This is a genomic window from Peribacillus sp. NPDC097264, from assembly GCF_050277925.1.
Lineage (GTDB): Bacteria > Bacillota > Bacilli > Bacillales > DSM-1321 > Peribacillus.
The window spans coordinates 80448-92844 of sequence record NZ_JBNNSR010000008.1 but is presented as its reverse complement, the minus strand read 5'-3'; the positions used below and the strand labels follow the sequence as shown (position 1 = coordinate 92844).

General features: G+C 44.1%; 14 protein-coding genes. 2 read left to right on the top strand and 12 right to left on the bottom strand.

Going from position 1 to position 12397, the window contains the following annotated elements; translation table 11 throughout:
* Positions 1-32: 32 nt before the first annotated feature.
* From ACQKL0_RS14380 to psiE, 6 genes are all read right to left on the bottom strand, one after another.
* On the bottom strand, positions 33-797 hold the full coding sequence (locus ACQKL0_RS14380; protein ID WP_427688244.1) for an ABC transporter ATP-binding protein: 765 nt from the start codon (positions 795-797) through the stop codon (positions 33-35).
* The gene (locus ACQKL0_RS14375) at positions 794-1594 is read right to left on the bottom strand and encodes an ABC transporter ATP-binding protein (protein WP_427688242.1); all 801 of its coding nucleotides are present in this window, start codon (positions 1592-1594) and stop codon (positions 794-796) included. Before ACQKL0_RS14375 ends, ACQKL0_RS14380 begins: the two co-directional genes overlap by 4 nt.
* The gene (gene nikC, locus ACQKL0_RS14370; RefSeq protein ID WP_427688241.1) at positions 1591-2436 is read right to left on the bottom strand and encodes a nickel transporter permease; all 846 of its coding nucleotides are present in this window, start codon (positions 2434-2436) and stop codon (positions 1591-1593) included. The genes ACQKL0_RS14375 and nikC overlap by 4 nt, the downstream gene beginning before the upstream one ends.
* On the bottom strand, positions 2436-3380 hold the full coding sequence (gene nikB, locus ACQKL0_RS14365; RefSeq protein WP_427688239.1) for a nickel ABC transporter permease: 945 nt from the start codon (positions 3378-3380) through the stop codon (positions 2436-2438). The genes nikC and nikB overlap by 1 nt, the downstream gene beginning before the upstream one ends.
* Entirely contained in the window at positions 3381-4901 is a 1521-nt protein-coding gene (gene nikA, locus ACQKL0_RS14360; RefSeq protein ID WP_427688237.1) for a nickel ABC transporter substrate-binding protein, read from the bottom strand. It abuts the gene before it with no gap.
* Positions 4902-5260: 359 nt separating this feature from the next.
* Positions 5261-5686 carry a phosphate-starvation-inducible protein PsiE gene (gene psiE, locus ACQKL0_RS14355; RefSeq protein WP_402957911.1) on the bottom strand — a complete coding sequence of 142 codons (426 nt, stop codon included), beginning with the start codon at positions 5684-5686 and terminating at the stop codon, positions 5261-5263.
* Between the two features lie 152 nt (positions 5687-5838).
* Between psiE and ACQKL0_RS14350 the strand changes: the two genes are divergently transcribed.
* The gene (locus ACQKL0_RS14350; RefSeq protein ID WP_427688236.1) at positions 5839-6351 is read left to right on the top strand and encodes a methylated-DNA--[protein]-cysteine S-methyltransferase; all 513 of its coding nucleotides are present in this window, start codon (positions 5839-5841) and stop codon (positions 6349-6351) included.
* A gap of 158 nt (positions 6352-6509) precedes the next feature.
* On the opposite strand, the gene ACQKL0_RS14345 is transcribed toward ACQKL0_RS14350, so the two are convergent.
* From ACQKL0_RS14345 to ACQKL0_RS14325, 5 genes are all read right to left on the bottom strand, one after another.
* A complete protein-coding gene (locus ACQKL0_RS14345) occupies positions 6510-7211 on the bottom strand; it encodes an NUDIX hydrolase (protein WP_427688234.1) in 702 nt (233 codons plus the stop codon).
* A complete protein-coding gene (locus ACQKL0_RS14340) occupies positions 7123-7416 on the bottom strand; it encodes a transporter suffix domain-containing protein (RefSeq protein WP_402957917.1) in 294 nt (97 codons plus the stop codon). Before ACQKL0_RS14340 ends, ACQKL0_RS14345 begins: the two co-directional genes overlap by 89 nt.
* A gap of 27 nt (positions 7417-7443) precedes the next feature.
* On the bottom strand, positions 7444-7611 hold the full coding sequence (locus ACQKL0_RS14335; protein ID WP_402957920.1) for a sporulation protein Cse60: 168 nt from the start codon (positions 7609-7611) through the stop codon (positions 7444-7446).
* Between the two features lie 123 nt (positions 7612-7734).
* Positions 7735-8967: a cytochrome P450 gene (locus ACQKL0_RS14330; protein WP_427688377.1), complete on the bottom strand. Its 1233-nt coding sequence runs from the start codon at positions 8965-8967 to the stop codon at positions 7735-7737.
* Positions 8968-9184: 217 nt separating this feature from the next.
* Positions 9185-9853: a DUF975 family protein gene (locus tag ACQKL0_RS14325; RefSeq protein ID WP_407408263.1), complete on the bottom strand. Its 669-nt coding sequence runs from the start codon at positions 9851-9853 to the stop codon at positions 9185-9187.
* A gap of 316 nt (positions 9854-10169) precedes the next feature.
* Here ACQKL0_RS14325 and ACQKL0_RS14320 point away from each other — a divergent pair, with 316 nt between their 5' ends.
* Positions 10170-10601, top strand: a complete 432-nt coding sequence (locus tag ACQKL0_RS14320; protein ID WP_427688232.1) for an NUDIX hydrolase — start codon at positions 10170-10172, stop codon at positions 10599-10601.
* Between the two features lie 96 nt (positions 10602-10697).
* Here the strand turns inward: ACQKL0_RS14320 and ACQKL0_RS14315 are convergent, their stop codons facing one another.
* Entirely contained in the window at positions 10698-12293 is a 1596-nt protein-coding gene (locus tag ACQKL0_RS14315) for an amidohydrolase (protein ID WP_427688230.1), read from the bottom strand.
* Positions 12294-12397: the final 104 nt, after the last annotated feature.

Here is a 12397-nt window from a genome sequence, read left to right as displayed (position 1 = left end):
TCAAAATGATTACGATTTAAGCCTTAAAAAAATCACTCAAACACGGAAATCAAATCTTGTGTATAGGAGTGACGTGCCCGCGAGAAAAGTTGTTCTTTTTCAAATCTATCCACAATCGTGCCCTCTTTCATCACGAGGAGGGTTTGGCTCATTTCATGTACAGCCGCTAAATCATGGGAAATAAATAAGTAAGAAATTTCTAGTTTTCGCCGCAGTTCATCCAATAATCTTAGTACAGCCCTTTGAGATATGACATCAAGACTCGATGTCGGTTCATCCAATATGATGAGCGAAGGTTCTATGCTTATGGCGCGGGCGATGGTCACACGCTGTTTCTGTCCTCCACTCAGTTCATGCGGATAGCGTTCCGCCATTTCTTTGGTAAGTTCAACGGCCTCCAACAATTGAGCGACGAATGCCTTTTCACCCGTATACGGAAAATGGTTCATCTTCGCCTGACTGCCGTATTGTAAAAATGGATCGAGTAACGAATCTTTTATTCTCAGCTTTGGATTCAACGATGCCGTAGGGTTTTGTAAAACTGCCTGAATGTTTTTTCGATATGGTTTTAACTGGCGTTCATTTTTGTCATGCAGTGACACCCCATCGAAAACGACGCTTCCTGAATGGAAAGCTTCAATTTGCAAAAGGCAACGGGAAAGTGTACTCTTCCCACATCCACTTTCCCCGACGATTCCTAGGCATTCCTTTCTATCCAACGCAAAAGAGATGTTCTTCAGTACGTCCGTTCCGCCATTGAAGGTTTTGGTTAGGTGCTTCACTTCCAACAGACTCATCTCACCACCTCATACGTGATTGATTCATGCCTCGGTCTAAGAGGTGGAGATGACCGAATCAATTGATCCGTATAAGCATGCTTGGGGTGGCTCAACACTTGGTGCTTATCACCGGTTTCAATGATTTCCCCATCCTTCATGACGGCAATCCTGTCTGCATAGTTCCTTACATGGCGTAGATCATGGGTAATGAACAAGATGGCACACCCGGTTTCTTTTTGCAGCAGGGATAATACCTGTAAAACCTTGAAAGAGGATACACTGTCCAAGGCCGTCGTCGGTTCATCCGCTATCAAGATATCGGGTTTAAGTAGCAAGGCAAGCGAAATCGAGACCCGTTGGAGCTGCCCTCCACTAAGTTGAAAGGGATATCTATGATAGATTTCTTCGGAAAGCCCCACCGCTTTCAGTGCATGTACCGCTTGCTGCCGCCGAGCTTTTTTAGACAGCGACAGATGCGCCTTTTGATATTCTTCAAAATGTTTTCCTATCGTTAGAAACGGAGTGAATGAACCTTGGTAATCTTGAAAAATATAAGCTATACTTTTTCCCCGGAGCTTACGCATTTGAGAATGTGATAGTGTCAATAGATTGTCCCCTCTGTAACTGATCACCCCTGTTGCCTGAAGATTAGGAGCCAATAATTGCCCGATGGCCATGGCCGTCAAGCTTTTGCCGCTCCCACTTTGCCCAACAAGTGCGAGCCATTCCCCCTCACGGATATCCAAGAAAATATCCTTAACGATTCTATTTTCCTTAGAACTAACCGAAAGATTTTCCATCTTTACAATGCTCATGACCCCACCTCCTTTTTCACATCAAATCTATCACGCAAATAATCTCCGAGTAGATTGGAAAGTAGGACAACCCCTGCAATCGCGATTCCCGGATAGATCATCAGCCATTGGTTGTTCTGAAAATAGGGACGGGCATCATTTAGCATCGCCCCCCATTCCGGTGCGGGAGGCTGTGCGCCAAGGCCGATATAGGAAAGTGAGGAAATAAGCAAGATGATTTTCCCCAGATCGAGGCTTGCAAGTACAAGTACATGGCCAATCAAGTGCGGCAACAGGTGTTTTCGCAAAATACGGAGTGAACTCAACCCATTTATTTTCGCTATCGTGACATAATCCTTTTGGCGTTCAGCAATGACTGTACTACGCACTAGCCGGGCATAATTCACCCATTTCACGACGACAATCGCAAGGAGCAAGTTCCCGATTCCCGGACCTAATATTCCACTCAGGACAATGGCCACGATTGTATCCGGAAACGAAAGAAAAGCGTCAGCAATCCTCATGAAGACTCGATCCACCAGCCCTCCCTTGAATCCGGCAATCATACCAAACGGCACACCGACCCCCACGATTGCCAAAAGGGCAAGTACCCCATAACCGACCGTCAACTTCGCACCAAGTAACAGGCGCGTTAACACGTCACGTCCTAGATGGTCCGTCCCAAGCGGATGTTCCAGGCTTGAAGGCCCTAGTCTCTCTTCCAAATTGACGAGTGCTGGATCATGCTTCAAGTAGTGAAAGACATACACATACATGCCAACAGCCAGCAACGAAATCACTGTGGTGGTTAGAACGGCCGCTTTCTTTTTTCGCTTGATTTGGTGTCCACATACTGCTTCCATCACAATCCGTCCTTTTCCTTTAATCTAAGTTCCGGGTTTACATATCGGTATGACACATCTACAGCGCTATTTACGATAAACACCAGAATGGCCATGATCACCATATATCCTTGGATGACCGGGTAATCACGCGAACGAATGGAATCAACGACCATCTTGCCCATACCAGGATAAGCAAAAATCACTTCGATCACGACGACGCCGCCTATCAAGCTGCCAAGACTTACACCAAAAACCGTGATGACCGGTGGTAGGCTATAGCGAAAAGCATGGGAGAAGAATATTCTTGTTTCTGATATCCCCCTAGACCTGGCTGCTCTAATAAATTCGTGGCTGAGCGAGTCTATTAAACTTGAACGGATCAAACGGACATATGCACTTGATATCGCAAGACCCAACGTAACGGAAGGAAGGACCATGGATTGAATCCCGTCCCTTCCCATCGTGGGGAACAAACCCCATCGCACCGCCAATAAGTCAATTAAAAGCAAGCCCAGCCAAAAACTCGGAATGGCGGCCCCCACCATCGAGAAAGCCCGGCTAAATTGATCGATCCAACTTTCCCGGTACAATGCGGCGAGCGAGCCAAGAGGGAGGGCAACACTAACCATCACAAGCAAGGCTCCAATCGACAACTCCAGCGTCGCGGGCATGCCGCTTATGATCATGGTCATCACAGGCTGTTTCGTGATATACGATTGACCGAAATCCATCCGGATGAAATCCATGAACCAGTGACCATATTGCACAAGCAAAGGATCATTAAACCCCATTTCTTCACGGAGCTCATCGACTTGGTCGCTTGTTATGGATACATCATCCACTTGAAGAATCGTTAGCACCGGATCCCCTGGGGCGAGACGCACGAAGAGAAAACTGACAAACGTGATGGCGAGAATAAACAAGGTCACTTCTAGAAATCGCCGTCCGAAAATGCGGAACATTTACAGCACATCCAGTTCATTCGTCAACATGTAATACTCACTCCGCGACGTGACCCAGTTCTTCACTTTATCGGAGTCATAGGCGACAAGTGTATTCGGATGTAAAATAAAAGAATTATACACCTGTTCATCCACATACATCGCAATGCCCTCTGCTAATTCCGAACGCTTGTCCTGGTCAACCGTTACGTTTAACGTATCGATCAGTGTCGTCAAATGATCGTCAATCACACCACTGAAATTCAAGGCACCTTTTGGATGGTATGTCGCATTCAAGTAATATCCTGCATCTCCGCGCGGTGCGGTTAAATTACTGTACGTCGCTAAATCCCAATCTCGATTCGCAGCCATGTATTCTTCCGGTATATCGATTTGTTTAATCTCCACATCAATTCCTAATCTGCCAGCATCCGACTGAAAAACTTGGGCGATTAACGGTAAATCGGCCCGCGAGCTGTAGGTCAACAACGATAATTTTAGCGGTTTCCCGTTTCTTTTCAGGACTCCACCCACTTTCCTATATCCCGCTTTTTCCAGATACATTCGAGCCGCTTCCATGCCACTTTCCTTCTTGGGGTAATCTGGCGCAAAAGAAAAACTGGAGGGGAATGGCCCTTTTGCCACCTCAGCATGCCCTTGTAATATCGTATCGACGATCGATGGACGGTCGATCACCGCATCGATTGCCTTCCGCACATGGATATCTTGCAAAGCCTTCTTTTCCAAGTTCATCGTTATTTGATGGACACGGAACGTGGGAGTGGAATCCACCTTGATGGTATCCATTGCTTCCAGATCAGCGAGACTTTCCACCTCCGGACGAAAGACGATATCTGCATCACCCGATTTCAGTGCAAGAGAGCGTGCATTGGCATCTTCATTGAAAGAAAACCTGGCTGTCTCCAATTTTGCGGCCCCATCCCAGTAAGAATCATATCTGACCAAATCGACCCTAGTACCCGGCATGAAATTCGCCACGGCAAACGGCCCTGTCCCAATCGGTTTGTTCCTATAATCACGTTCTTTTACGTCAATGATCGACGTATTCGGATGGACCAACTCAGAGGGGAATTCCGGGAAAGGCATCTCCGTTCTGATGATCAGGAGATTTCCCTTCGCTTCAATTGATTCAATGCGCAAAGCATTCTTAACGGCCAGGCTATCTTTCATCGCCCTCTCCAAAGATGCCTTCACCGCCTTTCCGTCCATCGGCTTCCCATTTTGAAAGGTCACCCCCTCCTTCAGGCTAATTTCCCACACTTGCCCATCCTGACTCTTCCAACTCTTTGCAAGCCACGGCTCAATAGATAAATCCTCGTCATTAAGATGAACCAACGTTTCCGTGATCCCTGCACGAAGCGATACATAACTTGTATCGACATGTGGATCCAATGAATTCGTCGAAAAGTTAAATAAGACATTCACTTCTTTTTCCCCTTCCTTTGCAGACTCAGAAGCACAAGCCGCCAAAAGGAAAAACATGAAAAGGAATAGTGGCAATGCCCGGTATGTATGTAACATATAAACCTCCATTTTTAATTTTTTTATGTATCACCCACGAATATCAATTCTCCACCTGCCTTTCCTCTTCCTTAGTCCATTAATAAATCAAAATGATTACGATTTAAATCATAAACCGTAATCATTACTGTTTGCAAGAGTTTTTTATATCATTCTTCTTTCCCGTTCTAAATAAGGAAAAAAGCACCATGGTTTTACCCCTGGTACTTTTGGAGAGATTGGTAGGATTTAAAAGCGACTGAGTTTAATTGTAGGTCACGATGAATATGGAAGCTCCTCAATCCGGTAAGCAGCAAAAAAGGACCAGACACCCCTAGGCATCCAGTCCCGCTCCTAACATCATTAGTCTATACTTGTCGTTAAAGTTTTCCCTTCCGTGCCGTCGCGGAGCTCATGATATAGTAGCCGATAATCAACACTAAAATCGATAACGTATAAAGAAGGGTATGTACCGGATTTTCATGGTAGACAATGATGAGCCGGATCATGGCCGTTATGCCAATATAGAGAAAATATCGTATAGGAAAATGATAATCCTCTTTGAAATATTTCACGATCATCGCGATGAATTCAAAATACAAAAAGAACATCAAAATGCGTTCCAAGAGTTCGAATTCTATCCGTATTTCCGGATCATAAAGCGCCATCTTTATGAAATAGAAGATTTCCTTAGCAAGTAACACGCATAAAGATAAAGCCAATAAGATCAAGGCCGTATTCAAGGCTAGTTGAAGAACTTCCGCTATTTTAATGTCCTTCCATTTGTTTTGTTTACTGTGACCCAATGTGTCTTCCCCCTGAATATCAAAGTTTCTTTGTGTCTCTATACTACCATTTGTTTTTTAAGTGTATGTAAATTTTCATTGAACTGTTGGTTACAGTACACTTTCTTGTATACTAAAAAGAGAAGAAATCTCTAAAAAAAAGGAGGAGGAATATGAAAGAAACCATTAATTGGGCGGTTTTAGCATACGACAAATGGCATCTATACATAGCGAAAACGAAGAAAGGCCTCTGTTATGTCGGTTCACCTGGTCAGTCTTATGAAGATTTGGAAAAGTGGATACAAAAACGGTTTCCTCAGTCGATTCTTTTGGAGAGTGAAGAAGCGTTACATCCTTATCTTACTGAACTATATGAGTATTTCGAGGGAACACGACGGACTTTTTCATTACCTGTGGATGTGAGGGGAACCGCTTTTCAAGTAGCCATTTGGGAAGCATTGAACCAGATTCCATACGGGAAAACCACTTCTTACTCCGAAATTGCGAGGATGATTCAAAGACCCACCGCTGTTCGTGCGGTCGGAACGGCCATCGGGGCCAACCCCGTGCTGATCACCGTTCCATGTCATCGGGTCATCGGAAAAAATGGGGCAATCACCGGATACCGGGGCGGATTGGAAATGAAGGAATTCTTACTGCAATTAGAGACGCAAAACGGGGACTGACTACCGCGGAGGACTTATATAAGCTCGTTTTTTTCTATCAAAGGAGCGAGTTTATCTTCTTAAAATGGAAAGATATCTTCCCAAAGGGGATTTGTTTCGTCGAAAAACCTCCATATATCGATTTTTCGACAAAAACCATCAAATCCCTGACTTTTTTCTTATTTTAATTCACGTTTAATCGACTGGATCAAGCCTTCGTAATAGGAAGTTTCGTGCGGAACGAATCGATCCCTGCCTACATATCGATCGACGGTAACGCGCTGACCCAGATCATTCATTTCGAATCCCTGAATATGTATCTCTTCTATAGGACCGAACCATAGCTTTTCGAAATCCTCCAGTTTAACCTTCACGATTCCCGACACTTCTTCCTTTTGCAAGGTGAAATCACTCAGCGGATTCGTGCTCTTATATATAAATAGATGGACCAGTTCTTTATCGATGAAATTCTCCATCATCGCACAGTCTTCCATCACCCCTACTGACACCAACTCATCAAAAGATAACGCGATGCCTAACTCTTCTTTAATTTCTCTTACACCATCTTCCACCGTTTCGTGAGCCAGTAAATGACCCGCAGCCGTGATGTCCAACAAATCCGGATAATCCTTTTTCATAGAACAGCGATGTTGGAGATAGAGATAATCCACTTCATCTTCCCGACTGACGAACCAGCAATGGAACACCTCATGCCAATGTCCGAGCCTATGCACTTCTTCCCTCGTTGCTTCACCGATATGGGTTCGGTCTTCATTGAATATTTTCAACATTTCAGTTTCGATGATTCTCACCTTCCCGTTTCTTTCTCCAATTCTTTGGATGGAGGTAACTTTTATATCTCGCTGCCACTTCTTTTCCAACCAAAATGGCTCCTACCCAAAACATGATTTCGGCGATGATGATGGCTCCACCAATGATCATCGCCTTTATGTTTGTCGAAAAAGGCGTAAATGGCGCCACAACCGGAATGAGCCAAGTGAGCAGAGATAGCATCAGAAGGACCATCCCTATTTTATAATACTTCTTTTTTCTTTCTTTTTTTACGATGACAACTTCTTTCTCCATAAAAGTGGGCCTCCTCTCTTCCATTTGTTAAGGTGATGGAAACTCTTCCTTGTATATGACCATCGCACTAAAAAAAAATACCGGACTACCAAACTTAATATCCACAACATTAATGGATGGGACCGCCGCTAAGAATTCATTCACTTTTTTATCCATTCCTTTTTCCGTCCAGCCATAAAACGTCTTGATTTTCATCCTATCCGCCTCCTAAAGAAGTGATTTTATTACGTATACGATTGAAACGTCATTCCGTTCCATAAAACATGGAAAAATCCAGAATACGAAAAAGGACTGTCTATTCGACAGTCCCGGTTTATCTTAGGCTTTATACCGCTTCATCGGTAACGACATCAAGGCTTGTCCCGTCGCGGCATCGGTCAGCCTGTCTTCTAAAGTGAAAGATTCGACTGGTTCGATGCGGGCGTATTTCTTCACGAATGTGGTGAGGGCAATTTTGGCTTCAAGTCGGGCGAGCGGTGCCCCTAAACAGAAATGCACGCCATTCCCAAACGTTAAATGTTTCTTATTATTAGGTCGGTGGATGTTTACCGTGAAAGGATCTTCAAACATGGCTTCATCCAAGTTCGCCGCACTCATCCAAACGATCACGACGTCACCTTTCTTAAGTTCCACGCCCAATAGATTATTATCTTCTTTGACCGTGCGATCCAATTTGACTAAATTGAACCGGTACCGTAGCATTTCTTCGACCGCTTGTGGTACCAATTCCGGGTTTTGGTGCAGTTCTTCATAAACGGTAGGGTCATCATACAAAAGCGAATAAAACGAGTTGGCCAGCAAGTGGCTGGTCGTTTCCACTCCTGCTCCCAATATCAGCATCGTCGTCCGTACCACTTCATCATCTGTGAACGTTTCTCCATCCACTTCCGCCTTCAATAAATCGGAAATGATATCATCTGCTGGATTCAAGCGCTTTTCCAAAACGATAGGATAAATATATTCATAGTATTCCTTTGCGGCTATTTGCTTCTTTTTATTAACTTCTTCCTCTTTTTCCTTTTCAAAAGGAAGGAATAAGATATCGACCCATTTTTTGAAGAGCAATCGATCTTTAGAAGGCACCCCCAGCAAGTCAGACATAATAATGATAGGAAGGGGGCTTGTCAATGAATGGACAATATCCATTTCGGAGTCCCCTATGTCCTCGATCAGTTCATTCACGATCTCTTGAATGCGAGGCTCCCAGTTTTGTAGGCTCCTGGGCGTGAAGGCAGCCGCTAAAAGCGAACGATGTTTTCTGTGTGAGGGTGGATCCACCCCAATCAAGTTAATCTTGTCAGGGATGGCCCCTTCTTTACTATCTGCACCAACTGAAATCGTGGTCCGTTTTCGTACGCTCGAAAAGTGCTTGTAATCGCTGAGTACAAGTTTAACATGGTCATATTTAAAAGCATTCCACGTATCCGTTCCCTCGTGATAGATCACAGAATCATTTTCTAGCATCTTTTTGCACCAATCGTACGGGCTGAATTCCTCTGTACGTGTCTTAAACTGTGGGATTTCTTTTACGGCAATAACTTCAGTCATGATATCGACCCCTATCTTTTCAAAATTCCTACTAGAATCGTCATGTTCCACTATGTAATTTCTAAATTTACCTTTAATAGTAAACTACACCATTATAAGATAAATACCCAAGAGTAACCATGAACCTTCCATCCCACCACTTTTTACCCACCCATTCTATAATTTTATGAAGTTCCTTACATAAAAAAAACCGGCAGCAATTATGCTACCGGCTAAAAATTCATTCCACTATTTCACTTTCAACCTGAGAGGCTATCCATTCGTTATAAAAGGCCGCCATCGTTGTCCCAATATAAGGAACCAACCATAAGAATCCAATTCCTATCGTGAATAAACAAAGAATTCCCCACCCTATAAAGCTTAAGCACATGAGAAAGTATTTCCATTTAAGGCCGTTCATCCTTCTTCGGCTCTCCGTAATCGCTTCAAGCGTCGTTAAGTGCGGATGATCTTTTAATAAGAAAAACACTTGGGAATACGCCAAAGCTTTGATAATCCCGGGTATGAGTAGTAATAAAGACCACAAAAAGACGAATATTCCTTGCACAATGGATACAATGATCACTTTTGAAAACATTTTCCCATCCTTATAAATCGAAAATGTTTTCTCGAACGATGTACTTTCCATTCTTACCAGGTCAAGATAAAACCAGTAAATACCTATCGAGAACGGTATTATTAAAATCGATATAAGCATATCCATTGCAGACGCCCATATCGGCGTCACTTCCTGGTTTGACCATTCTGCCCACCCTCCACTTAACATGATTTCTAATGTGGTGGGTATGACAATGCTAACCAAGAACATGATTAACGAAAGTGCTAATGCCGTTCCCCAGTTCCCTTTCAATGAAAGCCTTGCTTCTCTTTTTAATTCTGATATTTTCATAGTTGAATGACACTCCTTCTTAATACTTAGTACTGTTACATGAATATGTAAGATGTCCCAATAAAATTCATAAAACATACTGAGGTTACTTTATTTGGGTTATTATTTTATTCTACCATAATTGTTCTTAGATGAGATTTAATCCCCAAGAGTATATATAGGTATATCGTTTCATTTATTTGAAGCCTTCTTTTTGAGTCCTACGCTTCAAAAGGAATTTTTTTACATGTGGTGGTATTATGGAGGAAGCACCAGGCAGGAAGTCCGAGGAACGGGCAACAGCTAGACTACTAAACAATAGAAATGGGGAAGTCGATTGGAACATGGCACGCAGAAAATCTTCTCACCACCAAAACACATCGTCTCAGCAGCAACGATTGTAATCAATGAGCAAGGGGAAATTCTATTAATCAAGGGGCCCATGCGAGGTTGGGAAATGCCTGGGGGACAAGTTGAAGAAGGCGAGTCCTTGAAAGAAGCCGCCATAAGAGAAACGAAAGAGGAAACAGGTATGGATATAGAGGTTTTGAAATTTTGTGGGATCTTTCAAAATGTTGAAGAGTCCATCTGTAATACACTATTTTTAGCTAAACCAGTTGGAGGAACAGTAACAACGTCACCAGAGAGTTTGGAAGTGGGGTATTATCCCATTGAGCAGGCTTTGGAAATGGTGACTTTCAGGAATTTCAGTCAGAAAATTGAATGCTGTTTGGATGAAAGCACCCATCCATTCTATATAGAATTTTAGGATACCTCTCGCCTAATAACAAGGGGCTTCCAGAGAGGAAGCCCCAGATATAGAGCACTGTACAAGCGCCTTCTCTTGCTTTTGAACATCACCCTGCTATTTCTTTTGAAAGACCCTCTTACCGGCCATATACGCTTCTTCAACCTGCACTTCCCCTATTTCTTCCGGTTTGATGGTCAAAATGTCCCTATCCAGGACAATAAAGTCGGCATGAAAGCCCGGTGCAAGCTGGCCAACATCCGGGATGCGCGTGACTTCCTGTGCCGCTTTTGTATAAAGCATGATGGCCGTTTCAATGTCTATGCGTTGTTCCTGCCCTGTATCCGTTCCATCATAGGCCTTACGTGTGACGGCTGCCATCATCCCGACAAATGGGTTGACCGGATCTGCCCACGCCGTTGCAGGTGCATCAGATGAGAAGGCCACCATGATACCCGCATCTAACATGGAACGAATTGGATACGTTTGCTTCGTACGCTCCGCCCCAAGGTTAGTAAGGTACGATTCAATTTCAGCGTAGAGAAAGATCGGTTGTGGGACGAATGCGATTCCCATTTCACTCGCTTGTTGAAGGGCCTTCCTAGAAGGCATGGCCGCATGCTCTATCCTGATGGAAGGGCCATCTTCCATCCAGCCCTTCTTGCCATGAAAGGTATCAATGATTAAATCGATCGCCTGCTCACCCATGGCATGTATGACCAATTGGATACGATTCTCCTCGGCTGCTTGACCGGCAAGTAGCAACTCCTCCTTAGTGGTCATCGGGATGCCATAGTTCTCGCCTTCCCCTAAAAATGGCGGATTGACCCAGGCCGTTTGGCCAGAAACGCTTCCATCGGCGAATAACTTGATTCCTCCAATATGATTGTCCTGGTCTCTATTCGTTTTGTTCTTGGCTAAAATCGGATCGTCCTTAATGGTTTCCCATATGTAATACAGGACTGTACGCTGCTTCATGCCCTTTTCCGTAGCAGCACGATACATGTCTAAATAATCCGCAGGTTTAGGCTTTGCCATCAAATCCGTAATGGCCGTAATGCCGTGCGATAGCAATTTTGGGCTTAATTCCACAAGTCCTTCTATTTCTTCCTCAACAGTTTGTACGGGCATTACTTGTTGGACTAAATCTTTTGCGTTTTCACGTAAAACGCCCGTCGGTTCACCGTACGGATCTCTATCAATTTTTCCACCCACTGGGTCTGGTGTATCTTTGGTGATGCCGGCGAGTTCCAGTGCCTTACTGTTGACCACAACCATGTGAGTGCATGTGCGCGTGATGATAACGGGAACCTTCGTCGTGGCTTGATCTAAATCCCAGCGTGAAGGCGAACGACGCTCTTTTAATTTCCCCTCATCATATCCCCATCCTTCTATCCAACCCCCGGAATCTTGTGATTCGCTTGCCTTACGAACTTCGTCAATTAAATCTTCCAGTGATTCGACAACAGGCGGCATACAGGAAATTTGCTTGGAAGACCCGGCTAGATACAATGGATGCAAGTGTGCATCGATGAGCCCCGGCAACACCCGGCGTCCTTGAAGGTTCATGCGCTCTCCAGTCATCCCTTTGGTTTCTTCTTCTTCCCCAATCCAGTGTATGCGCCCATCACGAATGGCCATAGCACTTGCATAAGGTTGTGTTGGATTGGCTGTGAATATTTTTCCGTTCACATAAATGATGTCATGATTCATTCTTTCTCCTCCCCCCTATATGAACACATTTCATTTGTACCGCTTTGATTTTGGATTTCCTTTATCCTTGCAGACGAAAAAGAGCATTCCAAAATGGATAAGCC

Bases quoted from the DNA above. Each gene is read 5' to 3' on its own strand.
- ACQKL0_RS14375 (WP_427688242.1), bottom strand. From the start codon at position 1,594: ATGAGCATTGTAAAGATGGAAAATCTTTCGGTTAGTTCTAAGGAAAAT.
- ACQKL0_RS14380 (WP_427688244.1), bottom strand. From the start codon at position 797: ATGAGTCTGTTGGAAGTGAAGCACCTAACCAAAACCTTCAATGGCGGA.
- ACQKL0_RS14335 (WP_402957920.1), bottom strand. From the start codon at position 7,611: ATGAAAATCAAGACGTTTTATGGCTGGACGGAAAAAGGAATGGATAAA.
- nikA (WP_427688237.1), bottom strand. From the start codon at position 4,901: ATGTTACATACATACCGGGCATTGCCACTATTCCTTTTCATGTTTTTC.
- ACQKL0_RS14325 (WP_407408263.1), bottom strand. From the start codon at position 9,853: ATGAAAATATCAGAATTAAAAAGAGAAGCAAGGCTTTCATTGAAAGGG.
- ACQKL0_RS14350 (WP_427688236.1), top strand. From the start codon at position 5,839: ATGAAAGAAACCATTAATTGGGCGGTTTTAGCATACGACAAATGGCAT.
- ACQKL0_RS14315 (WP_427688230.1), bottom strand. From the start codon at position 12,293: ATGAATCATGACATCATTTATGTGAACGGAAAAATATTCACAGCCAAT.
- nikB (WP_427688239.1), bottom strand. From the start codon at position 3,380: ATGTTCCGCATTTTCGGACGGCGATTTCTAGAAGTGACCTTGTTTATT.
- nikC (WP_427688241.1), bottom strand. From the start codon at position 2,436: ATGGAAGCAGTATGTGGACACCAAATCAAGCGAAAAAAGAAAGCGGCC.
- ACQKL0_RS14340 (WP_402957917.1), bottom strand. From the start codon at position 7,416: ATGGAGAAAGAAGTTGTCATCGTAAAAAAAGAAAGAAAAAAGAAGTAT.